At 72.8% G+C, this 26,868-nt stretch carries 26 protein-coding genes and 1 pseudogene; 13 read left to right on the forward strand and 14 right to left on the reverse strand.

All coding sequences use genetic code 11. The features are described 5' to 3' along the window. Positions 1–262: 262 nt before the first annotated feature. From OG702_RS12505 to OG702_RS12515, 3 genes are all read right to left on the reverse strand, one after another. On the reverse strand, positions 263–2,875 hold the full coding sequence (locus tag OG702_RS12505) for a SpoIIE family protein phosphatase (RefSeq protein ID WP_327288948.1): 2,613 nt from the start codon (positions 2,873–2,875) through the stop codon (positions 263–265). A 101-nt stretch (positions 2,876–2,976) separates the two neighbouring features. Next, positions 2,977–4,548: an MFS transporter gene (locus OG702_RS12510; protein WP_327288949.1), complete on the reverse strand. Its 1,572-nt coding sequence runs from the start codon at positions 4,546–4,548 to the stop codon at positions 2,977–2,979. Positions 4,549–4,597: 49 nt separating this feature from the next. Beyond that, entirely contained in the window at positions 4,598–5,227 is a 630-nt protein-coding gene (locus tag OG702_RS12515) for an NADPH-dependent FMN reductase (RefSeq protein ID WP_327288950.1), read from the reverse strand. A gap of 126 nt (positions 5,228–5,353) precedes the next feature. On the opposite strand from OG702_RS12515, the gene OG702_RS12520 reads away from it, so the two are divergent. Further along, positions 5,354–6,103 carry a TetR/AcrR family transcriptional regulator gene (locus OG702_RS12520; RefSeq protein ID WP_327288951.1) on the forward strand — a complete coding sequence of 250 codons (750 nt, stop codon included), beginning with the start codon at positions 5,354–5,356 and terminating at the stop codon, positions 6,101–6,103. Between the two features lie 41 nt (positions 6,104–6,144). Here the strand turns inward: OG702_RS12520 and OG702_RS12525 are convergent, their stop codons facing one another. The 5 genes and pseudogenes from OG702_RS12525 to OG702_RS12545 form a co-directional block, all read right to left on the reverse strand. Then, on the reverse strand, positions 6,145–6,546 hold the full coding sequence (locus OG702_RS12525; protein WP_327288952.1) for a (deoxy)nucleoside triphosphate pyrophosphohydrolase: 402 nt from the start codon (positions 6,544–6,546) through the stop codon (positions 6,145–6,147). Then, positions 6,543–6,761, reverse strand: coding sequence for an SPOR domain-containing protein (locus OG702_RS12530; RefSeq protein WP_327288953.1), 219 nt, complete (start codon positions 6,759–6,761; stop codon positions 6,543–6,545). The genes OG702_RS12525 and OG702_RS12530 overlap by 4 nt, the downstream gene beginning before the upstream one ends. A gap of 136 nt (positions 6,762–6,897) precedes the next feature. Further along, positions 6,898–7,338, reverse strand: a pseudogene (locus OG702_RS12535) (RpiB/LacA/LacB family sugar-phosphate isomerase); the annotation flags it as partial. 101 nt (positions 7,339–7,439) lie between these two features. Then, a complete protein-coding gene (locus OG702_RS12540; RefSeq protein ID WP_327288954.1) occupies positions 7,440–8,192 on the reverse strand; it encodes a GntR family transcriptional regulator in 753 nt (250 codons plus the stop codon). 149 nt (positions 8,193–8,341) lie between these two features. Continuing rightward, the gene (locus tag OG702_RS12545; RefSeq protein WP_327288955.1) at positions 8,342–9,301 is read right to left on the reverse strand and encodes a DUF4190 domain-containing protein; all 960 of its coding nucleotides are present in this window, start codon (positions 9,299–9,301) and stop codon (positions 8,342–8,344) included. Between the two features lie 151 nt (positions 9,302–9,452). Here OG702_RS12545 and OG702_RS12550 point away from each other — a divergent pair, with 151 nt between their 5' ends. Further along, the gene (locus OG702_RS12550; protein ID WP_327288956.1) at positions 9,453–10,805 is read left to right on the forward strand and encodes a glycoside hydrolase family 18 protein; all 1,353 of its coding nucleotides are present in this window, start codon (positions 9,453–9,455) and stop codon (positions 10,803–10,805) included. Positions 10,806–11,034: 229 nt separating this feature from the next. Here OG702_RS12550 and OG702_RS12555 read toward each other — a convergent pair whose 3' ends face one another. Further along, the gene (locus tag OG702_RS12555; protein WP_327288957.1) at positions 11,035–11,856 is read right to left on the reverse strand and encodes an oxidoreductase; all 822 of its coding nucleotides are present in this window, start codon (positions 11,854–11,856) and stop codon (positions 11,035–11,037) included. 94 nt (positions 11,857–11,950) lie between these two features. Here OG702_RS12555 and OG702_RS12560 point away from each other — a divergent pair, with 94 nt between their 5' ends. Continuing rightward, a complete protein-coding gene (locus OG702_RS12560; RefSeq protein ID WP_327288958.1) occupies positions 11,951–12,895 on the forward strand; it encodes a LysR family transcriptional regulator in 945 nt (314 codons plus the stop codon). Between the two features lie 39 nt (positions 12,896–12,934). Here the strand turns inward: OG702_RS12560 and OG702_RS12565 are convergent, their stop codons facing one another. Continuing rightward, positions 12,935–15,100 carry a DEAD/DEAH box helicase gene (locus tag OG702_RS12565; protein WP_327288959.1) on the reverse strand — a complete coding sequence of 722 codons (2,166 nt, stop codon included), beginning with the start codon at positions 15,098–15,100 and terminating at the stop codon, positions 12,935–12,937. Between the two features lie 98 nt (positions 15,101–15,198). Further along, on the reverse strand, positions 15,199–15,960 hold the full coding sequence (locus OG702_RS12570; protein WP_327288960.1) for a LysR family substrate-binding domain-containing protein: 762 nt from the start codon (positions 15,958–15,960) through the stop codon (positions 15,199–15,201). Between the two features lie 58 nt (positions 15,961–16,018). On the opposite strand from OG702_RS12570, the gene OG702_RS12575 reads away from it, so the two are divergent. From OG702_RS12575 to OG702_RS12605, 7 genes are all read left to right on the forward strand, one after another. After that, the gene (locus OG702_RS12575; protein WP_327288961.1) at positions 16,019–16,417 is read left to right on the forward strand and encodes a DUF5997 family protein; all 399 of its coding nucleotides are present in this window, start codon (positions 16,019–16,021) and stop codon (positions 16,415–16,417) included. A 228-nt stretch (positions 16,418–16,645) separates the two neighbouring features. After that, positions 16,646–17,515, forward strand: a complete 870-nt coding sequence (locus tag OG702_RS12580) for an alpha/beta fold hydrolase (RefSeq protein ID WP_327288962.1) — start codon at positions 16,646–16,648, stop codon at positions 17,513–17,515. 357 nt (positions 17,516–17,872) lie between these two features. Further along, positions 17,873–18,277, forward strand: coding sequence for an STAS domain-containing protein (locus OG702_RS12585; protein ID WP_327288963.1), 405 nt, complete (start codon positions 17,873–17,875; stop codon positions 18,275–18,277). Between the two features lie 43 nt (positions 18,278–18,320). After that, positions 18,321–19,061 (forward strand): GAF and ANTAR domain-containing protein, encoded by a 741-nt coding sequence (locus OG702_RS12590; protein ID WP_327288964.1) that lies wholly within the window; start codon positions 18,321–18,323, stop codon positions 19,059–19,061. 5 nt (positions 19,062–19,066) lie between these two features. Next, positions 19,067–19,816: a GAF and ANTAR domain-containing protein gene (locus OG702_RS12595; RefSeq protein ID WP_327288965.1), complete on the forward strand. Its 750-nt coding sequence runs from the start codon at positions 19,067–19,069 to the stop codon at positions 19,814–19,816. A 187-nt stretch (positions 19,817–20,003) separates the two neighbouring features. Further along, positions 20,004–20,174: a hydrophobic protein gene (locus OG702_RS12600; protein WP_327288966.1), complete on the forward strand. Its 171-nt coding sequence runs from the start codon at positions 20,004–20,006 to the stop codon at positions 20,172–20,174. A gap of 49 nt (positions 20,175–20,223) precedes the next feature. Then, on the forward strand, positions 20,224–21,900 hold the full coding sequence (locus OG702_RS12605; protein ID WP_327288967.1) for a pentapeptide repeat-containing protein: 1,677 nt from the start codon (positions 20,224–20,226) through the stop codon (positions 21,898–21,900). 115 nt (positions 21,901–22,015) lie between these two features. Here the strand turns inward: OG702_RS12605 and OG702_RS12610 are convergent, their stop codons facing one another. Further along, a complete protein-coding gene (locus tag OG702_RS12610) occupies positions 22,016–22,396 on the reverse strand; it encodes a hypothetical protein (protein WP_327288968.1) in 381 nt (126 codons plus the stop codon). After that, positions 22,393–22,851 carry an ATP-binding protein gene (locus OG702_RS12615; RefSeq protein WP_327288969.1) on the reverse strand — a complete coding sequence of 153 codons (459 nt, stop codon included), beginning with the start codon at positions 22,849–22,851 and terminating at the stop codon, positions 22,393–22,395. The genes OG702_RS12610 and OG702_RS12615 overlap by 4 nt, the downstream gene beginning before the upstream one ends. A gap of 314 nt (positions 22,852–23,165) precedes the next feature. On the opposite strand from OG702_RS12615, the gene OG702_RS12620 reads away from it, so the two are divergent. The 3 genes from OG702_RS12620 (at position 23,166) to OG702_RS12630 (ending at position 25,181) form a co-directional block, all read left to right on the forward strand. Beyond that, positions 23,166–24,032 (forward strand): helix-turn-helix domain-containing protein, encoded by an 867-nt coding sequence (locus OG702_RS12620; protein WP_327288970.1) that lies wholly within the window; start codon positions 23,166–23,168, stop codon positions 24,030–24,032. Beyond that, on the forward strand, positions 24,029–24,280 hold the full coding sequence (locus OG702_RS12625) for a DUF397 domain-containing protein (protein ID WP_327288971.1): 252 nt from the start codon (positions 24,029–24,031) through the stop codon (positions 24,278–24,280). The genes OG702_RS12620 and OG702_RS12625 overlap by 4 nt, the downstream gene beginning before the upstream one ends. Positions 24,281–24,362: 82 nt before the next feature. After that, positions 24,363–25,181 (forward strand): SAM-dependent methyltransferase, encoded by an 819-nt coding sequence (locus OG702_RS12630; protein WP_327288972.1) that lies wholly within the window; start codon positions 24,363–24,365, stop codon positions 25,179–25,181. A 166-nt stretch (positions 25,182–25,347) separates the two neighbouring features. Here the strand turns inward: OG702_RS12630 and OG702_RS12635 are convergent, their stop codons facing one another. After that, complete coding sequence (locus OG702_RS12635) at positions 25,348–26,787, reverse strand: ATP-binding protein (RefSeq protein WP_327288973.1); 1,440 nt, start codon at positions 26,785–26,787, stop codon at positions 25,348–25,350. Positions 26,788–26,868: the final 81 nt, after the last annotated feature.

A 26,868-nucleotide genomic window follows, 5' to 3' on the forward strand; every position in this document is an offset into this window, starting at 1 on the left:
TCGCTCACTCGCCCGACCCCTCCAGCTCAGCACACATGGACCGGTTGGAGCTGAGTATTCAGCATGTGGACCGTCCAGCACACGGTCTTGTCGATCACAGCATCATCTCGGCTCGTGGGGCGCGGGGACCCTCCCCTGAACACCTCGGTCGCACCTTTCGCTCTCGTCTCTTCGGAATACCCGGCCCACGCCCCGCGAACCATTTCGGTGATCACAACGGGAGTGCGCCGGCGGGGGTCACGGGAACGGCCGTTCACGGCTCTCACGGCAGTGCCAGTTCGAACCAGACCGTCTTGCCCAGCGGCCCGTGCCTGGTCCCCCAGCGCCGGGACGCGCCTGCCACCAGTTGCAGTCCTCTGCCACCCTCGTCCTCCTCGGTGACGACCCGCTCGCGGGGAGGGTCGGGCAGCGGGTCCGACACCTCGACCAGCAGCGAGGAACCGCGCACCATCCGCACCCCGATGGGGCCGTGCGCGTACCGCAGCGAGTTGGTGACCAGCTCGCTGACCAGCAGCACCGTCACGTCGGTCAGCTCGGGCAGCTCCCACTCGGCGAGCGCGTCCCGCACCCGGCGGCGGGCCAGCCGTACCGCGCTGGCCTCCGCGGGGAACGTCCAGGCCGTGGTGGACCCGCTCGGCAGGGTGCCCAGGCGGGCCATCAGCAGCGCCACGTCGTCGGGCTCGCGGCCGGGTTCCATGGTGGAGAGCAGGTCGTCACAGGCGTCCTCCAGGGAGTCCAGCGGGCGGGCGAGGGTGGAGCGCAGCCGCTCAAGACCGGTGCTGATGTCGTGGCGGCGGGACTCCACCAGGCCGTCGGTGTAGAGCACAAGGACGGTGCCGTCCGGCACGTCGAGCTCGGTGGTCTCGAAGCGGATGCCGCCGACGCCCAGCGGTGCGCCCGGCGGCAGGTCGAGCAGCCGCGCCCGGCTCCCGCCCCCGATGGCGGGCTCGACGAGCACCGGCGGCGGGTGCCCGGCCTGGGCGATGGCGCAGCGGCGGGTGGACGGGTCGTAGACGGCGTAGACGGCGGTGGCCATCCAGCCCTCGGCCTGGCTCGGCGCGAGGTCGTCGCCCAGCTCGCTGACCCGGCGCAGCAGCTCGTCGGGCGGCATGTCCAGGCCGGCCAGGGTGCGTACCGCGGTACGCAGCCGGCCCATGGTCGCCGCTGCCGCCAGGCCGTGGCCCATCACGTCGCCGACGACGAAGCCGACCCGGCCGCCGGCCAGCGGCAGCACGTCGAACCAGTCGCCGCCCACCTCGGCGACACTGCTGCCCGGCACGTAGCGGTAGGCCACGTCGACGCCCGGCGCGGCCGGGGTGGAGCGCGGCAGCAGGGACCGCTGGAGCATCAGGGCGCCCTCCCGCTCGCGCACGTACAGCCGCGCGTTGTCCAGCGCCGCGCCCGCCCGGTCGGCCAGCTCCATGCCCAGCGCGACGTCCTCCTGGTCGAACGGCTCGCGGCCGCCGGCCCTGCTGGCCACCAGCAGCCCGAGCACCACGCCGTGCGCGCGCAGCGGCAGCGCGAGCAGCGACTCGATGCCGACCTCCAGGGCCGCGCGCACCTTGGGGTCGCCGGGGAAGGTCATACCGGCCAGTTCGGCGCGCGAGGAGAGCAGCTGGGGCTGCCCGGTGGCCAGCGCCTCGCCGAAGGGCGACTTGCGGTCGAAGGACATGGCCTGCCCCGGCCTGATCATCCGCACCACCTCGGGGCTCCAGTTGATCGCCCCGACCCCGGTCTGCCGCAGCGGCGTGCTGTCGCTGTACGGAGCCGTGGGCAGCGAGCCGCCGTCGGCGAGCTGGGAGTGCAGGACCACGCCCGAGTAGTCGCAGAAGGTCGGCACCAGCGAGGCGGCCAGCTCCTCGGCGTTGCGCCGGACGTCGAGCTGGCCGGCGATCCGCGAGCTGACGTCGTTGAGCAGCGCGAGGCGCCGCCTGGCCCGCTCGGCCCGGCCGGCGGCCTGCACCCGCTCGGTCACGTCGATCACCGTCGCGCTGACCCCCAGCACCCGGCCCGACCGGTCCGCCAGCCGGTGGTAGGACAGCGACCTGTGCCCGTTGCCCACGGGCGCCGGCGAGACCAGGTCGATGACCGGCCGGCCGGTGATCAGCACGTCGCGCTGCAGCGCGGTCAGCGACTCGGCCACCGGGGAGCCGAGCACCTCCGCGACCGTACGGCCGAGGTGGTCGGCGGCGGAGATGCCGTTCAGCCGGGCCAGGGCGTCGTTGACGCGGACGTAGCGCAGTTCCTTGTCGAAGATCGCCACGCCCAGCGGCGAGGCGTCGAACAGCGAGTCGAGGGCGGCCAGGTCGTGCTCCAGCGTGCGCAGCCGGCTGGTCTCCACCACCGACGCCAGCACGAACGGGCGCCCGTCCCCGTCGACCAGCAGCGACGCCCTGGCCTCCACCTGCACGGTGTGCCCGTCGCGGTGCCGCAGTGAGAGGATGCCCTCCCAGCGGCCGCCGCGCAGCAGCTCCTGCAGGATCTGCTCGGCCTGCCCCGGCGACGGCATCGGTGGCCGCCGGCCACCGGGGGTCTGCCCGCCGGGCCCGAACAGGCCGCCCACCCGGCGCCCGACGATGTGCTCCCCCGCCCACCCGAGCATCTCCTCCGCCAGGGGGCTCCAGAGCAGGACGCGCCCCGAGGTGTCGAGCATGACGACGGCCACCCGCAGCGTGTCCAGCAGCGTCCCGGCCCCGGTCCCCACGATGCCGGTCTCGCCGTCGGACAGGCCGCCCTCGTCGGGCTCCTCGCCGCGGGGGACTTCGCCCTGGCCGCCGCCCGGCTTCTCGGGCGTCGCGGGCGGCTCGCCGCGCGGCGGGGGCTGGGCACGGTCCGGCGGCTGGTCGGCAGGCGGGGTGGCGCCGCTGGCGGTCATGCCTCGCACCCCCGACCGGGTCGGGCCGGATCCGACCGGCCTCCAACAGGGACTTATCCCCTTTTACCCGATATTCGCCCATGGACCCGCTCCCCGCGTCCTCACAGCCGCCGCCCGGAGGAGGCCGACGGCACGGCGGGCGGGGGCGGCTCCGCGGGCGCGGCACGGCGGGTGCGGGACAGCAGGGCCGCTCCCAGGCACAGGGCGGACAGCACGCCCACGCCCGCGACGACACCGTGCAGGCCGGCCGTGACCGCGGCGGCGAGGGCGGTACGCACCGCGGGCGGCGAGGTGTGCAGCAGGGCGGGGCTCAGACCGCCGCCGGTGGTCAGCCGGCCGGCGGCGGGGCCGCCGAGCCGGTCGGTGAGGGTGCCGCTCATCCGGTGGGCGTAGACCGCGCCGAGCACGGCGACACCCAGGGTGCCGCCGATCGTACGCATCAGGGTGACGGTTCCGGCCGCGGCGCCCATGTCGCGGGGCTCCGCGCTGTTCAGCGTGATGAGCAGCGTGCTCTGCATCAGCACGCCGACCCCGGCGCCCGCCAGCACCGTCAGCCCCGAGGCGAGCGCGGTCGACGTGGCCGTACCCAGCGCGAGCAGCGCCAGGGCGCCCGCCGTCGTCGTGGCGCCGCCCAGCACCGGGTAGAGGTACGTGCCGCCGCCCTTCCCCATCGAGCGCCCGACGGCGAGCTGGGCGCCGAGCATGCCACCCATCAGCGGGAGCAGCAGCAGCCCGCCCCCGGTGGCGGAGGCGCCGCGGACGAACTGCAGATACTGCGGCAGGAAGCTCACCACCGCCAGCATCACCGCCCCCGCCAGAAAGCTGAGCACCTGCGCCACGGTGAAGGTGCGGCTGCGGAAGAGCCGCGGCGGGATCACCGGCTCCGCCGCGCGCCGCTCCACCCGGGCGAAGCCGGCCAGCGCCACCGCGGCGACGGCGGCGAGCACGCCGGTGGGCCAGGACACCCACGGGTAGGTTGCGCCGCCCCAGCTGCCCAGCAGGGTGAGCGAACCGATCGCGGCGGTCAGCAGGGCGGCGCCCGCGTAGTCGACCCTGATGCGGCCGGCGCGGCGTTCGTGCCGCAGCCGCACCCCGGCGCCCACCGCCGCAAGCGCGGCCAGGCCGACCGGCAGGTTGACGTAGAAGGCCCAGCGCCAGCTGAGGTGGTCGGTGAGGAAGCCGCCGAGCAGCGGGCCGCCGACGAAGGCGACCGGGAGCATGATCCCGATCATCGACTGGGTGCGGCCCCGGTCCCGGGCGGTTACCAGCACCCCGATCACGGACAGCGCGCCCACCATCAGCCCGCCCGCCCCGAGGCCTTGCAGGGCGCGGAAGGCGATCAGCTGGTTCATGTCCCGGGCCAGCCCGGACAGGACCGAGCCGGCCAGGAAGATCACCATGGCGCAGGCGTACGCGCCCTTGCGGCCGTAGAGATCGCCGAGCTTGCCCCACAGCGGGGTGGCCGCCGCGGAGGTGAGCAGGTAGGCGGTGACGACCCACGACAAGTGGCCGAGGCCGCCGAGTTCGCCGACGATGGTCGGCAGCGCGGTGCCGACGATCTGGCCGTCGAGGGTGGCGACGAAGATCCCCAGCATGAGCCCGAAGACCCCGAGATAGGGAAAGCCGGCCCGGCCGGCCGCAACGCCGTCGCCCCTTGCGTGGCCGTCATCCATTGCGGCGGCCCCGTCCATTGCGGCGCCGTCATCCATTGCCGCGGCGCCGTCAGACCGCATAGGGGCGGGCCTGGCGGGCGTCGCGGAGGGCGTGGGCCCACCAGGCCAGCTGGTCGAGCATCGACTTGGCGGCACCGTCGGCGGCCGGGTCGACGGCGCGGCCGTCCTGGTCGAACCTGGCGCCGCAGTCGTGGAAGCTGACGGTGTTGCGGATCGTGACGGTGTGCTGCTCCGCCAGGACGGTCCGCAGGTGCTCGACGGCCCGCAGGCCGCCGGAGATGCCGCCGTAGGAGACGAAGCCGACCGGCTTGGCGTGCCACTGCTGGTTGTGCCAGTCGATGGCGTTCTTCAGCGACGCCGGATAGCTGTGGTTGTACTCCGGCGTGACCAGGACGAAGGCGTCGGCCGCCGCCAGCCGGGGCGTGATCTCCCGCAGCAGCGCCAGGTCGGCGTCCGCCACGGGGGCGCCGAACCCGGGCAGCGCCTGCGGCACCGGGGTGGCGAGCAGGTCGACGAGGTCGACGTCCATGTCGGTGCGCGGCTCGGCGTGGCCGAGCAGCCACTTGGCCACGACCGGACCGAAGCGGCCCTCCCGCGTACTGCCGAGGACGACGGCCACCCGCAGCGGGTCGCCGCTGCTGCTGGTGCTGGTGCTGCCGCCGGTAGGGGTGCTGGCCATGAGGGGCTCCCGAAGCGTGTCCGTGGGTGTGTACGACGTATCGCTTTCAATACAACGTACACAGTCGCGCGTACACCGTCCACTCCTGATACGCTGTACACATCCGACCGGAAGGAGCCCGCCGCCATGCCCGCTCGACAGCGGCCGGAGCAGCCCGCCACAACACCAGAAGCGGCGGACCAGGTCTCCCTGTGGGAGCGGCTGGAGCGCCCGGCGCCCGCACCCCGGTCCGCGCTCACCCCAGGCCGGATCGCCGAGGCCGCCGTCCGCCTCGCCGACGCCGAGGGCCTGGACGCGGTCACCATGCGCCGGCTCGCCGGTGAGCTCGGCGTCGCCCCGATGGCCGCGTATCGCTACGTGACGGGCAAGGACGAGCTGCTCGAACTCATGGTCGACGCGGTCCACCGCGAGCTGACCGTGCCCGCGGACGTCACCGGCTGGCGCGACACGCTGCGGGCACACGCCCTGGACACCCGGGCCATGATGCTCGCGCACCCCTGGGTGCCGCGGGCAGGCGTCGTGATGCTGACGCCCCACCAGATGGCCGCCGCGGAGCGGATGCTGGCCGCGCTGGACGGCCTCGGCCTCGACCCGGACACCATGATGGCCGCCTTCGCCACCGTCAGCGCCTACGTGCGCGGCGCGGTCGAGGCCGAGATCGGCGTGCTGCGGCTGATGCGCGAGCGCGGCTGGTCGAGCGGCCAGGAGACCCGCGAGGGGCTCGCCCCCCGGATGACCTGGCTGATGAGCACCGGCCGCTACCCCGTCTACCACCGCTACACGCAGCAGGCGGCACGCAAGGACGAGCCGGCCTGGCGGTTCGAGACCGGCCTGGGCTACGTCCTGGACGGCCTCGCCGCCCACCTGGACGCCTGACGCGGGCTCAGCGCGAGCGCACGGGCCCCGTCAGGCCTCCGTCAGGCCCCGCCGAGCCTGGACGCCACCCAGCGCACCGCCGGGCGGTCCTGCGGCAGCCAGTCGACGCTGTCGACCTCGCCCTGCCGCAGCCAGCGCAGCTCGTCATGGTCCTGGAGGGGTCGGGGGCTGCCGGACAGCAGCCGGGCCGTCCACACCTGGAGCACCAGCGCGCCGCCGGCCACCGGCCACTGCCCCGGCACCCGCTCCAGCGGCTCGACCTCGACGCCCAATTCCTCGCGCAGCTCGCGCACCAGCGCGCCCGGCGCGCTCTCGCCGGGCTCCAGCTTCCCGCCGGGCAGCTCCCAGCGCCCCGCCAGGTCGGCCGGTGCGGTGCGGCGGGCGGCCAGCAGCCGGCCCGCGGACAGCACGGCGCCGCCCACCACCAGCCGGGCAGCCGTCACGCCTGGGCCAGCCGCGGGGTGATGCGCTCGATGACGTAGCGGCGGTCGTCCTCGCTCTCCCGCTCCTGGCCGTGGTCCTGGCCGCGCTCGCGGCTGCGTACGTCGAGCTGGTCGGCGATCCGTTCGGCCTCCGCCCGCGTGGCGTACCGGCCCACGCGATAGCGGTTGGCGCCGCCGTCCTGGCGTATGAGGACCCATACGAGGTCGGACGTCATCAGGTCATGCCCTTTCACTTGCACTTCCGGCGGTCGCGCCGGCGGCGGTCACGTTCTCGGTCGCGGTGGCGGTGGCGGTGGCGCGCGCCGCGCCGGCCGCGTTCTCGGTGCTTGTCGCGTCTGGGGCCGGGGCGGACTCGATCGCACCGAGGTGCGCGATGTTCGCGCGGTCCTCGGCGTCCCGCTCCTGGTCGGCGCCGGCCGCGAACCAGGCGTCCAGGATCTCGGTGAGCAGCCCGCCGGACAGCGTACGCAGGCTCAGCGCCAGCGCGTTCGCGTCACTCCAGACGCGTGCCCCGCGCGCGGCGTACGCGTCGGCGCACAGCGCGGCACGCACCCCGGGGACCTTGTTGGCCGCCATCGACGCGCCGGCCCCCGTCCAGCAGCAGACCACGGCCTGATCCGCTTCGCCCCGTGCGACGGCGCGCGCCGCCGCCTCGGCGCTCCACGCCCAGTCGGCGCGGTCGCCGTCGCGGAGCGCGCCGAAGGGCTCCACCGTGTGCCCGCGGCGGCGCAGGTCGTCGGCGATCTGGCGGGCCGGTGGCTCATCCATGTCCGAGGAAACGGCGATGCGCATATGCCCGAGCCTACGCCCGAGGTTCACAGCGCGGGTACGCATTGACACGAAGAGGAATCGATCCGGCCACCCGTTCGACCAGAAGTCGACGGGCCGTCAGGTCAGCGTACGGGCAGGTGGTAGACCGCCCGGTACTTCTCCGCGGGGATGACGACGTCGGCGGTCTCCACCGGCCGGCCCGACGCGTAGTACGTACGCCGGATCTCGATCACCAGGTGGCCAGGCACCCCGCCGAGTGCCGCGGTCTCCGCCGCCAGGCCCGGCCGTGCGCCGACCTCCTCGGCCATGTGGTCGACCACCACGTCGATGGCCGCCATCCTGGCCACCACGCCCTGCCCGCCGACCGGGCCCTCCTCGGGCAGCAGCACCGGCGTACGCCCGGTGAGCACCAGCGGCTCCCACGAGGTGGACAGCAGCGTGGGCTCGCCCTCGGTGCGGAACAGGTAGTGCGTCCGCATCACCCGCTCCCCCGGCTCGATCCGCAGCCGTTCCGCGACGTCGAGCGTCGCCACGTCCTGCACGCTGCGCGACTCCCAGGTGCCCTTGCTGCCCTCGTCGGCCTGTTCCTGCCGGTAGGGAGTCGACGGCCCCGCCGGGCGGTAGCCGCTGCGGACGATCCGCCGGGGCCGGGGGCGCTCGCGGACGTACGTGCCGGATCCCGAGCGGCCCTCGACGAACCCCTCGGCCATCAGCACCTTGCGCGCTTCGAGCGCGACGGTGTCGGAGACGCCGTACTCGGTGCGGATTCTGGCCTGCGACGGGAGCCGGGCGTGCGGGGGAAGCGTGCCGTCGAGGATCTTGCGGCGCAGGTCGTCGGCGACACGCAAATACGCAGGCTGCTCACCGAATGCCACGGGCTGCCCCTCCCAAGGGGTTGACTGTCCGCGACAGCTTCGCAACCCTGGGTACTCGACCGCAAGCCCTGCCCCAAGCGTCACACTCTGCTCACGCCCCGGCCGCGCCCCCGCAGGCGCGGCCGGTCACGGCGTACGCGCCCCGCCGCTCACACCCCCACGCCGGAGCCGCCGGAGTCACCGGAGCCGCCCGAGTCGCCGGATCCGTCCGCCGGGCCGCCGCCGGACTTCACCGTGCCGGTCACCTGGCCGCCGGGCGCGCCGAAGAAGCAGATCACCGAACGCTCGTGCTGCGCCCAGTTGGCGGCCGGCGGCAGGTAGAAGTACAGCTTCTCGGACGACGGCGGCTCCTTGCCGTCGAGGTAAGTACGGGCGTACTTCACGCAGTTGGTCTGCGCGTCCTCGGTGACCCCGTCCACCCCGGGATACGGGTCGTCGGAGTCGGACTGGATCTCGTAGACCGCGAAGGCCTCGGCGTCGTGCGCGTCGGCGCAGTCCACGACGTCCACGGTGGTGGAGCGGGTGCCCTTGTCACCCCCGAAGTCGGAGAGCTTCGCGTCGACCGTGTTGAAGCACTGCCCGGCCTTGAGGTCCACGACCTGCGTGTTGCCCGACTTGAAGACGCCGGCCGCGGCGAGCGTGATGATCGCGGCAAGTCCCAGCGTCCACACGCTGGAGAGCGTGATCCCGGCGACCGCCATGCCCTTGCCGCGCTCGTTGCGCTGCTTGACCTGCTTGAGCCCCACCAGGCCGAAGACGAGCCCGAGGACGAGGGTGCAGGGCAGCAGGCCGACGACCAGCGCGGCGATGGACATGCCGTTGGTCGACCGCTCGCCCTGCGCGTACCAGCCCTGCTGCCCGGGGTACATGCCGGGACCACCAGGCGGCGGGTAGCCGTACGCCGGCTGCTGCTGCGTGCCGGGATACGGCGGCCCGTACGGGCTGGGGGCGGCATACGGATTCTGCTGCGGGGATTCCGGCTGCTGCGGCGGCGGCTGCTGCGCGTACGGATTGTGCGGCTGCGGATACGACGGCAGCCCCTGGTGCGGCGGCGGCCCGGGCGGCGGCACACCGTCGGACGGCGGCGGCGGGGGCGGGGGTATGTCCACGCACGGAGTTTACGGTCCGGCCGCGCGCCGCCCACGGCGGGACCGGTGCCGTACCGGCTACGCATGTTGGCGTACGCCGGCACTGCGGGGGCGGTACGGGTTCCGCCGTTCCCCTTGACCGTTATTGGTCCAGACCAATACTTTCTGCGCCATGCGTCGACGAATTCTCGGCCGTATGGCCGCCACGGCCGCCACACTCTCGCTGGTCGCCGTCCTGCCGGCCCTCACCGGCGGCAGCACAGCGCAGGCCCACGGCGGCCACTCACCCGCCAAACCCTCCTACAAGAGCGTCGGTTACTTCACCCAGTGGGGCATCTACGCCCGCAACTACCAGGTGAAGAACGTCCAGACCTCCGGCACCGCCGCCAAACTCACCCACCTCAACTACGCGTTCGCCAACATCGGCGCCGACGGCAAGTGCTTCGAGGCGAACGTCGCGGGTGAAGGCGACGCCTGGGCCGACTACCAGCACCCGGTCGACGCCGCGACCTCCGTCGACGGCACCGCGGACACCGCGGAGCAGCCGCTGGCGGGCAACTTCAACCAGCTGCGCGAACTCAAGGCCAAGAACCCCCACTTGAAGGTGCTGATCTCGATCGGCGGCTGGGGATGGTCCACGCACTTCTCCGACGCGGCGCGAACCCCCGCCTCCCGCAAGGCGCTTGTCGACTCCTGCCTGGACATCTTCATCAAGGGCAACCTCCCGCTGCTCGACGGCAAGGGCGGCCCCGGCTCGGCGGCCGGCCTCTTCGACGGCGTCGACATCGACTGGGAGTGGCCCGGCTCCTCCGGTGACGTCGACACCGTCTACCGGCCCGAGGACAAGAAGAACTTCACCGCGCTGGCGGCGGAGTTCCGCAAGCAGCTGGACGCCTACGGGCGGCACACCCACATGCACTACGACCTCAGCGCCTTCCTGCCAGCCGCGCCGGCCAAGATCGACGCCGGGTTCGAGGCGAAGAAGATCTTCAAGTACCTGGACTTCGGCACGGTCCAGGGCTACGACTTCCACGGCCCGTACGAGACCGGCACCAACCAGCAGTCCGCGCTGCGCGCGCCGCGCAACTCGCCGGTGCCGAACGACTTCAGCGACACGCAGGCCGTCGGGGACTGGCTGCACCGCGGCGCCCCCGCGCGCCAGCTCGTCCTCGGCGTGCCCTTCTACGGCCAGGGCTGGACCGGCGTCCCCGACGGCGGCACCGCCGGGCTCTTCCAGCCGTCCACCGGCCCGGCGCCGGCCACCTGGCAGGCGGGCAACGAGGACTACCACGCGCTGAAGGCGCTCGCGGCGTCCGGAACGTACGCGGTGCACCGCGACACCCGGGACGGCTTCGCGTGGCTCTACGACGGGACGAACTTCTGGACCTACGACGACCCGCAGGTGCTCGCCGCGAAGACGGCCTACATCCGCGGTGCGCGTCTGGGCGGTGCGATGGCCTGGTCCCTCGACGGCGACACCCCCGACGGCGAGCTGATCTCCGCGATCCACCGCGGCCTGTCCTAGGCCGCCCCCGGCGGTGACTGCCGCTTGCGGCGACATCGCCTCCGGCCCGTGAGTTCCCCGCGCCCCGAACAACGGTCACCCTCCGCGCAGAGGGCACCCCCCAGGGGCGCGGGGAACTGCGCGCACAACCACGACGCCGGGAAAGCAGTGAGGCCACACCAGGGGCGCCGGGAACGGCGCAGGCCAGCCCCGGCCGGGGGGCAGGCGGCGGGCCAGCGCATGTGGCCTCCTAGAAGCGCGTCGCACGCGCCCTCTTCTCCCACCCCGTCACGTCCGCGCGGATCTGGTCGAGGTGGCCGAGGACCGCGTCGACGGCGTCGTCGCCGAGGGGGAGCCGCAGTGGCGTCTGCTCGGCTTCGAGGGCGGCCAGGATGAGGGCCGCGGCCTTGGCCGGGTCGCCCGGCTGCCTGCCGTCGCTGGCGGCGGCCCCCGCGCGGGTGACGCCCACCGTGGAGGCGTAGTCGGCGAGCTGCGGGCTCGCGGTGAGATTGCCCATGAGGGACGTGCGGAAGGCGCCCGGCTCCACGATCAGGGTCCTGATGCCGAGCGGGCCCACTTCGAGCGCCAGCGCCTCCGTCATCCCCTCCAGCGCGAACTTCGTGCCGCTGTAGGCGGAGTAGCCCGCGAAGGACATCTGGCCGCCCATGCTGCTCAGCTGGACGATCGCCCCCGACCTGCGGGCCCGCATCGACGGCAGGACGGCCCGGACCAGCGCCGCGGGGCCGAAGACATGCACCTCGAACAGGTCGCGCAGCTCCGCGTCACCGGTCTCCTCGAAGGCGCCCACGTGCCCGCGGCCCGCGTTGTTGACCAGCACGTCGATCCGGCCGTGGCGGGCGAGGACATCGGCGACCGCCGTGTCGATCGCGGCGACGTCGGTGACGTCCAGGGCCAGCGCCTCCACCTGGTCGGGGTGTGCGGTGACCAGGTCGTCGAGGGCGGCGACCCGGCGTACGGCGCCGACCACGACGTCGCCGGTGGCCACCGCCGCCTCGGTGATCGCCCGCCCGAAGCCGCTGTTCGCACCGGTGATCAGCCACACCTTGTTCATTGCCCGCTCCTCGTCCGTGTTGCCCCCCTGCTGTGCACCACCCTGCCGCCCGCCCCGCTTGCCGGTCCAAGACACACCGTGATAACCGGTGGTTATGGATGTTCACGGGAGGGACCTGCGGTATTTCGTCGCCGTCGCCGAGGAGTTGCACTTCACCCGGGCAGCCGAGCGGCTCTTCGTCTCGCAGCCCGCGCTCAGCAAGCAGATCAGGGCGCTGGAGCGGCAGTTGGGCGCGCCGCTGTTCGACAGGAGCCGGCAGGGCGTCACGCTGACCGGCGTCGGCGCGGCCCTGCTGCCGTACGCGCAGCGGGTGCTCGCCGAATGGGACCGGGCGTGGACGGCGGTGGGCAGCGCCAAGGCCGCGCAGGTCAGCACCCTGGTGGTGGGGATGAGCACCAGCCCGGGCCGCGGCGGCCTGCTGCCCGCGGTCCGCTCGCGCTTCACCGCCGCCCGCCCGGAGGCGATCCTGCGCCTGCGGCAGGTGAGCTGGGAGGACCCGACGGCGGGGCTGGCCGACGGCACCAGCGATGTGGCGTACGTCTGGCTGCCGTTGCCGGAGCAGGAGCGTTACGACCTGCTGGTGGTCGCCGAGGAACCGCGGCTGGTCGCGCTGCCGGACGGCCACCGGCTCGCGGGCGGCGACCCCGCGGACCCTGCGGACTCCGTGAACCCCGCAGACCCCGTGGACTCCGTGGACTTCGCGGACCTGCTGGACGAGCCCTTCCTGGCGCTCCCGGCGGCCGCGGGGCCGCTGCGGGACTACTGGCTGGCCACCGACGCCAGGGCGGGCCGGCCGGTGCGGATCGGCGCGGAGGTCGCCAGCGCGGAGGAGACGTACGAGGCGCTGGTCGCGGGCCTCGGCGTGGTCCTGCTCGCGGCGGGCAACGCCCCGTTGATCACCAGGGGCGGGGTCACGACGCGTCCGGTGCGCGGCATCGCCCCGAGCCGTTTCGCCCTGGCCTGGCCGCGTGCCGCAGCGGACCCGCTGACCCGCGCGTACGCCGACGCCTGCCGCCGCGCCCGTACCGCACGGGCGTGACGGTACGGGCGCGGGTCACGGAGTTCACGGCCGCCGGTGTCAACCGGGCCTCCTCGCCAGCCGGTTCTGCTCCTCCTCGACGATCTGCCGGGCCAGCGGGACGTCGGAGACGTCGATGGCGTCCGGCGCCGCCTCCGCCACGTCGCTGCGGCGGGCGTAGGCGTCGAAGAGCCGCGCCTTGCTCCGCAGGATCGCCAGCAGCCGTTCGTCCACCCCCGTCGTGCTGAGCAGCCGGTGCACCCGCACCGCCCGCACCTGCCCCATCCGGTGGGCGCGGGCCACCGCCTGGTGCTCGACGGTGGGTTTGACCTGCGGCTCGCACAGGATCACCACCGAGGCCGCCTGGAGGTTGAGCCCCACACCGCCCGCCTCGATCTGTGCGAGCAGCACCGCGTGGCCGTCCACCGCGGCGAAGTCGTCGACCAGTTGCTGCCGCCGCACCGGCGTGACCGACCCGGTGAGCGGTCCCAGGACGGCGGGGCCGAGGGCGCCGGCGACCGTGCCGAGCACCTCGCGGAAGTAGGAGAAGACCACGACCTTGAGGCCGCTGCCGGCCGCCTCGGTGACGATCTCCCGCAGCCGAAGGAGCTTCGCGGACTTCTCGGGGTCGGCGTAGGCAGCCCTGCGCATGGCCATGAAGTTCCCGGCCAGCACCGCCGTGCGGTAGGCGTCCTGGTCGGCGGCGCTGAACTCCGCCCACTCGTCGGTCTGCACCAGCGCGGGCAGTTCGGCCAGCACGTCATGCTGGTTGCGCCGCAGATACGCCGGCGCCACCGCCCGCCGGAAGGCCTGCGACCCGGCGGCCCCCGCCCCTTCCGCGGTGCCCGGCCGGTCCAGCAGCCCGGGCTGCAAGTGCGCGACGAGGCTGCGGAATTCGGCCACCCGGTTCTCCATCGGGGTGCCGGTCATGAACAGCACCCGCTCGCTGCCCGCGGCCCAGCCGGCCACCGCCAGCGACCTCCTGGTCTCCGGGTTCTTCACGTAGTGCGCCTCGTCGACCACGAGCATCGCCACCGGCCGCCCGCCGTCCGGTGCGGGAAAGCCGCGCAGGGCGTCATAAGTGGTGACGCCCACACCGCCGCCGGCCCGCCAGGCGGCGAACGCCTCGCCCCGGTCAGGCCCGTGCAGCGGCACCGCCCGCAGAGCGCTGCGGGCGCCGATCTCCCGGGTCCAGTTGACCAGCACCCCCGCCGGGCACACCACGAGGAAGTGCGTGCCGCCCTGCGCTGCCAGATGCGCCAGCGCGGCGATGGCCTGGACCGTCTTGCCGAGCCCCATCTCGTCGCCCAGCAGCACCCGGCGCTGCGCCAGCGCGAAACGCGCCCCGAAGGCCTGGTAACCGCGCAGCGAGACCCGGCGGTGGGTGCCGTCCAGTGGCTGGGCGCGTACCCGCTCCACCACCTCGGCCGGCAGGAAGCCCTCGGCCGCCGCCACGTCGGGGGCGCCGCCGGAGAGCTCGGCCAGCAGGCTGTAGTAGTCGGCGGAGCGCAGCTCGAAGTCGACCCAGGCCGCGATGTCGTCCGCCGGCTCGCGCAGCAGGTCGACGGACGCCTGCCCGAGCAGCAGCGGCGTCCCGCGCTTCTCCTCCCGGGCGCACAGCTCCGACACCGCGGCGACCGCCGCCTGCGTCCGGGCACGGCGCTGCGGGCCCGCGAAGGCCCGGCGCAGCCGGCCGCCGGCCCCGGCCAGCTCCTCCAGCGGCGGGCCGAGGTCCGCCTCGACCTGGCGGGCCGCCTCGACGGCCCTGGTCGCCCCGGTTCCCGCCGCGACGAGCCGGTGCAGCGCGACGACCAGCGCGGTCGTCCGCGGCTCGGGCCGGTCGACGTCGATCCGTACCGCGACCGTCTCGCCGACCGCCGCCGCGATCTGCCGGGCCGCCGCGTAGGCCTGGTCCGCCGTCCGCGCCCCGACGCCGGGGATCTGCCGCAGCCCGTACCGCCCGGCGTCCAGCACCTGCCGCACCGAGCGGTAGCCGGCCGCCTCGATGGCGCCGAGCCGCAACCTGCCCTGCGTGACGTCCTTCAGGCGTGCGGCCGGGATCGACTCCAGCTCGTGGGCGGCCAGTTCGTCCACGATCGGGGCAAGTGCCGCGCGCACGGCGGCCACCGCCTGCCCGTGGTCGGCGAGCAGCGCACCGGCGGCGGCGAGCAGCCGCGCCCCGTCCGCCCGTACGTCCCCGGCCTTCCGCCCGCCCGCACCGCCCACGCCGACCCTCCCCGGCCATCCTCGCACGCACCGCCGACCGCGACCCGGCACCCGCGGAACGCCAGCGGCACCGGGCCGCCGCGCCCTGCGCTCCGGTCCTACGAGCGGCCGCGGGGCTTGCCGCGCCTGGCGCCGCGCGGGGTGGCGGACCCGCCCCTGGCACCCTTCGCCGACTTGCCCGGCGCGGGCCTGCCCTTCGGCTTCGGCTGGGACTGGGCCGCGTCCTTGTCCGCTGCCTGGGTCCCGCCCGCGCGGCCGCGGGTGCTGTTGACCGTCCGGCCGCGGACGATGCCGATGAAGTCCTCCACCCGGTCGGTGGTGGCGTCCTCCGGCCAGGACAGCGCGACCTGGGACTGCGGCACGCCGGCCAGCGGTCGGTAGGTGAGGTCCTTGCGGTGGTGCAGCCGGGCCAGGGACTGCGGGACGACCAGCAGGCCCACCCCCGCCGCCACCAGCTCGACGGCGTCCGCCGTGGTGGCGGGGCGCTCCAGTGCCGGGCGGCCGGGCGGCCGCTCCCAGCCGAGGGTGTCGTCCAGCGGGTGCAGCACGGTCTCGTCGGCCAGATCCGCCGCCGCGACCTCCTCCACGGCCGCCACCAGGTGGTCCTTCGGGACCACCACGACCGTCGTCTCGGTGTAGAGCGGGATCGCGCTGAGGTCGGTCCGGTCGACGGGCAGCCGGAGGAACCCCGCGTCCGCGCCCCGGGCCCGCAGCAGGTCCGCCGCCTCGGCGGCGGGCACCGGCAGCAGGCCGAGCGGCACGTCGGGCAGCCGCTCGTGCCAGATCCGCACCCATTTGGTGGGCGTCACACCGGGGACGTAGGCGAGCCGGAATGCGGGAGGTGGTTGCGTGCCTGTCACCCCGCAAGGCTATCCGCGATGGTCAGGGGCGCCGCACGCGCTCGTTACCCTTGACCGTATGACGTCGCAGAAGACCGCCCAGACGATGAAGCCCGCGACCGCGGCGAAGAAGCTGGGTGTGTACCTCCAGGCCACCCCCGCGGAGTTCCAGGAGGGTGTCGTCTCCCGCAGCGAGCTGAACGCGCTGCAGACCGACCCTCCCCAGTGGCTCCAGGACCTGCGCAGCAAGGGCCCGCACCCGCGCCCGGTCGTCGCGGCGAAGCTCGGCGTGTCCATCGCGGGCCTGGCCCGCGGCGGCGTCACGGAAGCGCTCACGAGCGAGCAGATCGACGCGCTGAAGCAGGAGAGCCCCGACTGGCTCCAGCGGGAGCGCGCCACCCAGGCCGAGGTCCGCAAGGAGGCCGCCCGCGTGAAGGAGAAGCAGGCCGAGCGCGCCGCGGCCGACCGCTCCCGCTGACCTCCCCGGCCCCGCGTCCCGCGCGCCGCGACGCCTTGCCCGCCTGCCGGAGCGGGTCTAGCGTGGACAATGTGGTGGTATGCGTCATCTGTCGCGAGGCACCGTACCGCCCAGGGACCGACGTTTCCCGAGCCTTCAGCGGCGACCGCCCCCATCCCGGTCACACCGACCGGTTGTCGTGCGGGCGGATTTGACGCAATCCCGAGCCCAACTGGGCCGGAGGTCGATGTGCTTCCCACGCGACACAAGACAGCAACCATCAACGGCCAAGAGGTCTTCTACCGTGAGGCCGGCCCCAGCGACGCACCCGTGGTGCTGCTGCTGCACGGATTCCCCAGCAGCTCCCACATGTTCCGCCATCTCGTCCCCGCGTTGGCGGACGACTACCACGTGATCGCCCCCGACCACATCGGCTACGGCCACTCGGCGATGCCCAAGGTCGACGCGTTCGAGTACACCTTCGACAACCTCACCGCCGTCACCGCGGGGCTGCTCAACCACCTCGGGGTCGACCGTTTCTCCGTCTACGTGCACGACTACGGGGCGCCGATCGGCTGGCGGCTGGCTCTCGACCCCGCCTTCGAGGTCACCGCGATCATCTCGCAGAGCGGCAACGCCTACATGGAGGGCTTCACCAAGCCCTTCTGGGACGACCTGTTCGCGTACGCCACCGAACCCAGCCGGGACACCGAACCCGGCGCCCGGGCCAAGTTCAGCCCCAGCACGACCCGTTGGCAGTACGAGAACGGCGCCCACGACAAGAGCCTGGTCAGCCCCGACACCTGGACGCTGGACCAGCTCCTGCTGGAACGGCCCGGCAACGACGAGATCCAGCTGGCCCTCTTCCGCGACTACCCGACGAACATCGACGGCTACCCGGAGTTGCAGGAGTACTTCCGCAAGAGCCAGGTGCCGCTGCTCGCGGTGTGGGGCGAGGGGGACGAGATCTTCGGCCCGGACGGCGCGCGGGCGTTCTCCCGCGACCTGCCGGACGCCGAGGTCCACCTGCTCCCCGCCGGGCACTTCGCCCTGGAGACCCACCTGGACGCCATCAGCGGCTACATCCACGGCTTCCTCGGCCGCGTGCTGACCGCCTGAGCCGCCTGGCCCGTCTGGCCCGCCCCAGGTCTGCGGGGCCGCCGGCGCCCACTCGCGGCGCCGGCCGAAGGTGCCTGTGTGAAAGCCGCGCTCGGGGGCATACGCCGGGGTTATGCTTCGGGAGACGTCCCGGACCCCGGCGTGACCCTGCTGTAGTCGTACAGGTGCCTGCGGGAGCGGACGTACGCATCCGCCGGCGCCACCTTCGTGGCGAGGCGGTCTTCCGCCGGCGGTCCCGTATCACGGGATCGCCGAGGCGAAGCTTCGTCCGACCTGGTCCTGGCGCCCGGCCACCGACACGGCGTGCCAGGAGGATCGGCGAGGACCGACCCGTACAGGTGCCGAACCTGAGGTCACATGAACCGAGGCATCATGCCCGTTCCGCCCAACCTGAACGTCTACCGGCACGACCGGGGACATCATGCGACGATCACCCTGGCGGGTGAGATCGACATGGCCGCGGCGCCCGCGCTGCGCATGACGGTCGAGGACTGCCTGCGCGAGGGAATCCGCACCATCGACATCGACCTGACCGACCTCGACTTCTGCGACATCGGCGGCCTGAACGCTTTTCTGGCCGTCGCCGAGCGCACCGCCTCGCTGGGGGGATTCCTGCGCCTGCGCCATCCGCGTCCCGCCATCGCCCGGCTGCTGGTCATGAGCGACACGGCCTTCCTGCTGCGTTTCCTGCCTCCCGCACCCGAGCTGCTGCCGGCGCCCGGCCCCGTGGCCGCCGCCGGTCCTGGACTGCTGGCCTCATGACCGGGCCACCCGCCGCGCCGCCCGGTCCCGAGAGCGGGCCCCGGTGATCAGCGACGGTATGGCGCAGGTGCTGCGTTTACTGACCATGGGCGCCGGCGCGGACGCCATCGCCGACGTCGTCTCCGCGATCGGCGCCAAGGCGCTGGGTATGGACGGCCTGGCCGTCTCCCTGGTCACCGGCGACGACCGCACCGAGCCCATGTGGTGCTCGGACCCCACCACCCGGCACATCGAGGACCTGCAGTTCACCCTCGGGGAGGGACCGGGGCCGGACGCGGCACGTACCGGGGTGATGGCCTGGGCACCGGACCTGGCCCGGCTGCCCTTCGCGCGCTGGCCCGCCCTGGCCATGGAGGCCCCGGACCTCGACGCCCGCGCGCTCTTCTGCTTCCCGATGGGCATCGGCGCCATCAGTGTCGGCGTGCTGACCGCCGTACGCCGGACGCCCGGCCCGATGACCGCCCAGCAGATCGACGACGCCACGATCCTGGCCGCCGCCCTCACCGCCCGCTGCCTGGGCGGCGGGAGCAGCGGCGGTCCACCGGGAATCCCCCTCCCGGTGGACTCCTCCCTCGCCCTGCGGCACGCGGTGGTCCACCAGGCGACCGGCATGCTCAGCGTCCAACTCGCGCTGCCGCTGCCGCAGGCCCTGATACGGCTGCGCGCGCACGCCTACAGCAGCGGGCGTGCGCTCACCGACGTCGCCCAGGACGTGGTGGACCGGCGCCTGCGCCTGGATCCGGGCACCAACGGCACACCCTCGACCGCCGTAGACAAGGATTGATCGACATGACCCGCGAACAGCGAATGACCGAGGTCTTCGTAGAGGTCGCCGACTCCCTGACCGACGACTTCGACCTCATCGACTTCCTCCAGCAGCTCTCGGTGCGCTGCGTGGAGCTGCTCGACGTCGCCGCGGTGGGCATCCTGCTGGCCGACGCGCACGGCACCCTGCAGACCATGGCGGCCTCCGACGAGCACACCCGGGTGCTGGAACTCTTCGCCCTGCAACACGACCAGGGCCCCTGTGTGGACTGCTACCACAGCGGCGAGGCCCGTACGAACATCGACCTCGCCGACCCCGACGTGACCGCCCGCTGGCCGGAGTTCGCCACCCGCGCCACCGAGACCGGCTTCGTGGCCAGCAACGCGCTGCCGATGCGGCTGCGCGGGCGGGTCATCGGAGCGCTCGGCCTGTTCCAGACCGACCCCGACCCGCTCAGCGGCGAGGACGTCACCCTCGCCCAGGCCCTCGCGGACGTCGCCACCATCGCGATCCTCCAGCAACGCACCCTGGACCACGGCCAGACCGAGCGCGCCCAGCTCCAGTACGCGCTGACCAGCCGCATCGTCGTGGAGCAGGCCAAGGGCATCCTCGCCGAACGCTGGCAGGTCTCCCTGGACACGGCCTTCGACGCCTTCCGCGGCTACGCCCGCGCCCACAACCTGCAACTCGCCCAGTTCTCCAGGAAGATCGCCGCCGGCACCTTCGACACCTCCGCCATCCCCCGCCCGAACCGCCCCGCGCCCCGCGACTGACCGCGGCCGCGCGGCCGAACCCGTACCGGTCCAGGCGCCGTTGACACGGCGGGAACGCCGTCGTTCACTGGCACGTACGGCGTGCGGCTACGACGTCCGGAGCATCCGGGCGACGCGCCGCGTCCGTTTCGCCCGGACCCCGCGGAACGCAGGGCACATCGCCCTGCGCATGAGCGGAGGGCCGGTCATGCTCCTCTGGATACTCCTTCTCCTGCTCGGCCTCGTCGCCTTCGCCCTGGGCATCGAGATCCACCTCCTGTGGATCGCCGCGGCCGTCCTGCTGGCCGCCTGGCTGGTCGTCATCGAACGCCACACCCGCCGCCCCGGGACCCGCCCTTCCGGCCGCGCCCGGCGATGAAGTGGCGGAACCGGGCACCAAGTGCCGCTCCAGCGGCCAGGATCGGTCCATGACGACTGTCTCCACCGGTGGAATCGCCTGGAACGTGTGCGACCAGCCAGGCTGCATCGGTGTCACGGCGCCGCCCTACGACTCATGCCTGGCCCACCTGCGGTCGGGCCAGCGGGCGCGGGTGCTGATCGGCACCACGGCCGGCATCCTGGCGGACTTCCGCGGCGTCGCCTTCACCGCGGAGCTGTTCGAGGAACTCTGCGGCAGGACCCGCTTCCTGCAGAGCGCGCGCTTCGACCACGCGCAGTTCCTCGGCGACGTCACCTTCTCCGGCGTCCCGTGGCCGTCCGCCGTGGGGATGGTGTCGGCGTCGGACATCGTCTTCCTGGGTGACGCGTCGTTCCGGCGGGCGGTCTTCCGGGGCTCGGCCGACTTCGGCACGGCCCGGTTCCGCGGGCGGGCGGCCTTCGACGGCGCACGGTTCGAGGGGGAGGCGCTGTTCGACGAGGTGAGCTTCGGCGGACACGCGACCTTCCACCGTGCGGTCTTCGAGCAGTACGCGTCGTTCCGGGGCGTCCGGGCCGAGCAGGGCATCGCCTTCCACCGGGCGCGGTTCGCCGGCGAGCTCGAAGGCACCCTGGTCAGCGACGGCACGGTCGACCTGAGCGGCACGTCGGTGGCGCAGGCGCTGCGTCTCCAGGTGGCCGCCACCGCGCTGGACTGCACGGCGGCCACCTTCAACGGCCCGAACACGCTCCAACTGCGCTACGCCGCCGTCGATCTGACCGACACGGACCTGCACGGCCAGACCTCGCTGAACTGGCACCTCGGCTGGTTCTCCGAGCCGGACGGATCATGGCTGGACGACTCCTTCCTGCCCGGCAGTCTGCGCCCGCGGGTGGTCTCGCTGCGCGGTGTAGACGCGGCCCAGCTGATGCTCACCGACATCGGCCTGGAGCAGTGCCGCTTCTTCGGCGCCCGCAACCTGGACCAGATCCACATGGCCGGCGAGTGCACCTTCCAGTCGCCCGCCACCCGCTGGACCCGCATCGGGCCGCTGCCCTTCCGCTGGTCCCGGCGCAACGCGATCGCCGACGAGCACCAGTGGCGGCGGCAGGGCGCGTACCCGCGGGGGCTCGCCTGGTCCGGTGACGACTACGACGTACCCGGGGTCCTCGTCGAACCGGACCATATCGGCGACCTCTACCGGCAGTTACGCAAGGCGCTGGAGGACCGCAAGTACGAGCCCGGCGCCGCGGACTTCTACTACGGCGAGATGGAGATGCGCCGCCGGGCCCAATTCCGCACCACCCTGGCGGAACGCTGGCTGCTGCACGCCTACTGGCTGCTGTCCGGCTACGGGCTGCGCGCCTCCCGCGCCCTGGGCTGGCTGGCCCTGACCATGATGGTCTCCGTCCTGCTGCTGCTCGGCCTCGGCCTGCCGGACTCCGACCCGCAGCAGGTCGCGACGGGAACCGTGCCGGCCGCCGGCCGCCCGCTCTCCCTCACGATCGCCACCCAGGACCCCCGGCTGACCCTCCCCGCCGACCGCCGCTTCACCGGCCCCCGCGCCGACCGCGCCCTGCGGATCGTCCTCAACTCCGCGGTCTTCCGCTCCGGCGACGCCGACCTCACCACCTGGGGCACCTACACCGAGATGGCCGGCCGCTTCTCCGAGCCGGTCCTCCTCGGCCTGGCCGCCCTTGCCGTCCGCGGCCGCATCAAACGCGGCTGACCCCGGCCGGCGCGGGCTCTCACCGGCTGGCGCGGCGGAAAACCCCGGCCGGGTGTGCTGCGGGACCGGGCGGCCGTTCTGCTGCGCACCCGTTCAGCTGGGCGGATCGCCGGGATCAGCCGGCCTCGCCCTTCCTCGATGACAAGGGCGCCCAGGTGTACTGGACGCGCACCCCCTGGTCGCGGAGCCAGGCGGCCTCGCGGTGCCGGAGTTGGCGCGCACACTCCGGAGCGATGGCGCTGGGCCAGCGCACGAGTACCGCGGTGACGCGGCCCGCCTCCGCCAGCTGTCTCACCCGCCGCCAACCGCTGCGCCGGGCCGGGTCGGACTCGCCGTAGGTATCGGTGACGACCTCGGTGATCGTCAGTCCGCGCTCCTCGGCGAAGGCCTGGCCCTCTGTCTGCGCACGCTGCGTGGCGTCCCTGGACGCGCACTTCGCTCGGTCGGCGCACACGTAGAGCACGACGGAAGAAGCGGCTTCGTCACGGGGAGTCATGGGTGGGCCGCCAACTCTGCCCAGACGAGGTTGCCTTCGGTCCGCGTCGAGCGTGCGGAGCCCCACCTGTCCGCGAGTCGCTGGACGAGGAACAGCCCTCGACCGCTTTCCTCGCCGGGGCCGGCATGACGTTCGGGCCGGCGGAGCGGAGTGCCGCCCTCGTCGTGGACTTCTATCCGCAGGCGCGGCTCGTCGCCGGTCAGCATGAGGCCGCACAGGACATGACCACCGCCGGTGTGGAGTACGGCGTTCGTGGTCAGCTCGGAGACCAGCAGCACCGCGTCCCAGCATGTCTCGCCGGGGAGTTTCCAGGCACGGAGCCGGTCGCGCACGGTGTCGCGGGCGGGTCTCACGCTGGTATGCAGTGCGGGCTGGCCGAACCAGAACTCCCGGCGCGGCGGGGTCCCGGCTAAGCCGGGCGTCGAGACCGGGGCTGAGGGCGTGGACAGAGTCACGGATGTCGCCTTCCAGCGCCTCCGGGGGCGGGGCGCGGTGCGGGGATACGGGACTGCAACTCGATCGGTGAGAGGCGTACCCGAAGCAATTGCCCGGCAGCGGGGGCCGACCAGGGCATCGACACCACGCGCGCGCTCCGGACCGGAGCCTGCGTCATTGCTGTGACTTGACCGCTCACACGTCCACTATGCGCGTGATAGAGCTCACGCCGCAACCGGCTCCCTGATAATTTCAGTAGCTCTCGTATCACTCTGGCGGGAGCATCAAATCGCTGCCAGAATGGCGCTGTTGACGGTCCCTCAGGAGGTTGGGCGTGAGCGAAGCCCGTTCCAGCACCAGCGCGCCGACAGTCCTGCGCATGATCCTCGGCCGTCGGCTGCAGGAGATGCGGCAGGGCGCCGGTGCCTCGCTGGAGGACGCGGCGAAGGCTCTGCGCGTGACGACCCTGACGATCCGCCGGCTGGAAAAGGCCGAGGTCGCGCTGAAGCCTCTCTACGCGGAGAAGCTCCTGGAGACCTACGGCGCCGGCCGGCAGGAGATCGACGAGTTCGTCGACCTGGCCGAGCAGGCCAACAAGCCCGGCTGGTGGCACCCTTATCGCGATGCGATCCCCAGCTGGTTCACCGCCTACGTCAGCCTGGAGACCGGCGCCAAGACACTGCGCACGTACGAACCCCATTACGTCACCGGCCTCCTGCAGACCCCCGACTACGCGCGCGCCGTGCTGCGCGGCGGGTTACCGAACGGCAGCGAGGAGGAGCTGGCACGCCGCGTGGAGCTGCGGCTGCGCCGCCAGAGCCTGCTGGAGCGGGAGAACGCCCCGACGTTGTGGGTGGTCATGGACGAAGCCGTCCTCCACCGGGTGGTGGGCGGCCCTCATGTGATGCGGGAGCAGCTGGAGCGACTCCTGGAGGTCTCCGAGCTCGCGCACGTCAGCGTTGACATCGTGCCCTTCGCCGCGGGCGCGCACGTCGGAGCGTGTGCCCCGTTCACATATTTCCGGTTCGAGGAACCCGAACTGCCCGACGTGGTCTACAGCGAACTCCTGTCCGCCTCGGTCTACCTGGACCAGCGCGCGGACGTCGTCTCCCATCTCGAGGCACATTCCCGCATGGCGCTGCTGACGTCATCGGAGGACAGCAAGGCGCTTTTGAACCGCATGCGCAAGGAGTACTCATGACGGTGACCGACGAGGGCGTCTACAACGGGATGCCGGCGCGCAACCTCGGGGAACAGGGCTGGGAGCGGCCCTGGAGCGGCCCGAACGGCGGTCAGTGCGTCGAGACGAAACAACTCGCCGACGGCCGCGTGGCCGTACGGCAGTCCACGGACCCGGCCGGCCCGGCGCTGATCTACACGCCGGAGGAGATCGCCGCGTTCGTCCGCGGGGTCAAAGAGGGTCTGGCCGATCACTTGGCCGCCGGATGACCCGGCGGCGAGCAGGAGAGACGACGACACCGATCCCGCCCCTGGCCTGCGGGCCGACAGACACGCTCATGAAGGGGAGAACATGACCACCAGGCAGGCCGGCCGCGATCTCGACACGAGCAAGGCGCACTCGGCCCGGATGTACGACTACTTCCTCGGCGGCAAGGACCACTTCGAGATCGACAAGGAGGCGGCCCTGGTCGCTGCCCGGGCCCACCCCGGCATCTACCTGACCGCGCGCGAGAACCGGGCGTTCATGCACCGCGCCACCCGGGTCCTGGCCCAGGAACACGGCATCCGCCAGTGGCTCGACATCGGCACGGGCATACCGACCGAGCCCAACCTGCACCAGGTGGCCCAGTCCGTGGCGACCGACGCCCGCGTCGTGTACGCGGACAACGACCCGCTCGTCCTGAAGTACGCCGAACGCCTCATGCGCAGCACCACACAGGGACGCACCGCCTACGTCGAGGCGGACATCACCGACCCCGACGCGCTGATGCGCTCCGTGGAGGACTCGGGGGTCCTGGACTTCGACCAGCCCATCGCCCTCTCACTCAACGCGCTCATGCACTTCATCACCGACCCCCACGACCCGTACGCCATCGTCCACCGGCTGCTCGACCCGCTCCCGGCGGGCAGCGCCCTCGCCATGAACCACTGCACGCCGGATTTCGACCCCGTCACCTGGAACAAGGTCGCCGAGGTCTACACGAAGTCCGGGTCTCCGGTGCAGTTCCGTTCGCACAGCGACGTCCGCCGCTTCTTCGACGGGCTCGACCTGATCGACCCCGGCCTCTGCTGCTGCCACCGCTGGCGCTCCGCCGAACCCGCCACGCACGGGGAGGAGATCACGGACGCCCAGATCAGCCTGCTGGCGGGCGTGGGCATCAAACACTGACGGCCCACCGAGCTCACCCGGACGGGACCCTCAGGTCCGCCGAGGCGACTCGGGGGGCGGCCCGTTCCAGCGGGCAGTGACATGGCCCTGGACTCGGCGTGCCGGGAAAACCCCGGCGGCAACGAAGCCGATGCCTCGATCCGCGTGGTGGCCACCGCCCACCCGGCTACCGCGGCTGCCACGCCCGTACGAGCTCCTCCGGCCCCCAGTGCGCGGCGAGCGGCAGTCCGTCGGCCACGCCGCAACGGGAGACCGCGACCATCGGGGTGTCCACGGTGGTACCGGGGACGGCGAGCATGTCGCGTACGAGGGCGTCGTAGTCATGGCGGTCGAAGGGCTGGGTCTCCAGCCACTTGACCGACCCCACGAAGTGCACCTGCCGAGCCACCGGCTCGCGGTCCGCACCGACGAGGTCGATCTCCGGGTTGTTCTGGCGGTTCCACCAGCCGCCGACGGCCTCGGTCCCGGGCCAGTCGGCGTCGGGCATCAAACGCAGCAATGACTCACGGATCAGCGGCTCGACCGCCCGCCCACGCCAGGTGGCCCACGACCGCTCGATGCGTTCCAGCGCCACGTCACCCCGGCCGCGCTCGACGAGCGGGATCACGCGCGCCAGGAAGGCCAGCCAGAACCGTAGATACGGGTCGTCGATCCGATAGCGCTTGTTCCTGCTGTCCGGCTTGACAGACAGCGGGAGATCAGCGGCAATGACCCGCTTGGTCTGCAGCGTGGCCAGCAGCGGGGAAAGCGTGCCGGACGGCAGTGCACCGGCGCCGCCTGCCTGAGCCGCGATCGCGCCGAACGTACGCTCGCCGCTGCCCACGGCTTCCAGCACGGACCGTGAGTGCGAAGCCTCGGGGAATTCACCCAGCAGGGACAGCTCGCCGGCCACCAGCAGGGGCGAAAGCGGATTGGCGACCGCCGCCTGCAAGAAGTCCGTACGCCCCATTCCCGGACGCCATGACTGCACGATCTCGGGAAATCCGCCGGTGACCAGCTGGGCGTCGACGGCCCCTGCGGCGTCGAGCCCCGTCATGTCCTGGACGTCAGCCAGGTTCAGCGGACGAACGGTCATTTTCGCTGCTCGTCCGAAGAACGGGCGTCCGTAGGACTGCAGTGCCTCCATCACCGACGTATCGCTGCCGACCAACAGCAGAAGCACGGGTTTGGCAGACAGGTGGCGGTCCCAGACGGTTTGGAGCGCGCCCTCGAACTCCTGATCCTGTTCGACCAGCCAGGGAACCTCGTCGATCACCGCGATACTGGGTGAGTCGTCGGACACGGCGATCGCCAGCGAGCGCAGCGCCTGATTCCAGTCCTGCGACTGGAGACCGGCGACCAGTGCCGCGCCCGGCAGCGGCGACTGCGCGAGGGTCGCGGCGAAGTCGGCGCGCTCGGTCACGGGGTTACGCCCACGGGTGGCCTGGAACACCACGTACGGCGCTCCCGACCGGTCGCAGAACTCCTGAACGAGTCGCGACTTCCCCACTCGGCGTCGCCCCGTCATGATCACAGCTCGCCCTCGGGCGCCCCCACCCCCGTCTGCCACTGTCCGGTACTGCTCGGCCAGCAGCTCAAGATCCCCGACCCGACCTTGGAACTCCACGGCATCCTCCAGAGGCTTAACGTAGATGCCATCTTACGTAGATTCGATCTACCTCGCTTCTCCCCCGTGCATCCCCGCCGC

The organism is Streptomyces sp. NBC_01198 (genome assembly GCF_036010485.1).
In the GTDB taxonomy this organism is placed as follows: Bacteria; Actinomycetota; Actinomycetes; order Streptomycetales; family Streptomycetaceae; genus Actinacidiphila.

Excerpts from the sequence above, each read along its gene's own strand:
- OG702_RS12605 (WP_327288967.1), top strand. The coding sequence starts at position 20,224 with ATGACGACTGTCTCCACCGGTGGAATCGCCTGGAACGTGTGCGACCAG.
- OG702_RS12560 (WP_327288958.1), top strand. The coding sequence starts at position 11,951 with ATGGATGTTCACGGGAGGGACCTGCGGTATTTCGTCGCCGTCGCCGAG.
- OG702_RS12630 (WP_327288972.1), top strand. The coding sequence starts at position 24,363 with ATGACCACCAGGCAGGCCGGCCGCGATCTCGACACGAGCAAGGCGCAC.
- OG702_RS12530 (WP_327288953.1), bottom strand. The coding sequence starts at position 6,761 with ATGACGTCCGACCTCGTATGGGTCCTCATACGCCAGGACGGCGGCGCC.
- OG702_RS12510 (WP_327288949.1), bottom strand. The coding sequence starts at position 4,548 with ATGGATGACGGCCACGCAAGGGGCGACGGCGTTGCGGCCGGCCGGGCC.
- OG702_RS12600 (WP_327288966.1), top strand. The coding sequence starts at position 20,004 with ATGCTCCTCTGGATACTCCTTCTCCTGCTCGGCCTCGTCGCCTTCGCC.
- OG702_RS12595 (WP_327288965.1), top strand. The coding sequence starts at position 19,067 with ATGACCCGCGAACAGCGAATGACCGAGGTCTTCGTAGAGGTCGCCGAC.
- OG702_RS12575 (WP_327288961.1), top strand. The coding sequence starts at position 16,019 with ATGACGTCGCAGAAGACCGCCCAGACGATGAAGCCCGCGACCGCGGCG.
- OG702_RS12610 (WP_327288968.1), bottom strand. The coding sequence starts at position 22,396 with ATGACTCCCCGTGACGAAGCCGCTTCTTCCGTCGTGCTCTACGTGTGC.
- OG702_RS12625 (WP_327288971.1), top strand. The coding sequence starts at position 24,029 with ATGACGGTGACCGACGAGGGCGTCTACAACGGGATGCCGGCGCGCAAC.
- OG702_RS12555 (WP_327288957.1), bottom strand. The coding sequence starts at position 11,856 with ATGAACAAGGTGTGGCTGATCACCGGTGCGAACAGCGGCTTCGGGCGG.
- OG702_RS12505 (WP_327288948.1), bottom strand. The coding sequence starts at position 2,875 with ATGACCGCCAGCGGCGCCACCCCGCCTGCCGACCAGCCGCCGGACCGT.
- OG702_RS12515 (WP_327288950.1), bottom strand. The coding sequence starts at position 5,227 with ATGGCCAGCACCCCTACCGGCGGCAGCACCAGCACCAGCAGCAGCGGC.
- OG702_RS12585 (WP_327288963.1), top strand. The coding sequence starts at position 17,873 with ATGAACCGAGGCATCATGCCCGTTCCGCCCAACCTGAACGTCTACCGG.
- OG702_RS12520 (WP_327288951.1), top strand. The coding sequence starts at position 5,354 with ATGCCCGCTCGACAGCGGCCGGAGCAGCCCGCCACAACACCAGAAGCG.
- OG702_RS12550 (WP_327288956.1), top strand. The coding sequence starts at position 9,453 with ATGCGTCGACGAATTCTCGGCCGTATGGCCGCCACGGCCGCCACACTC.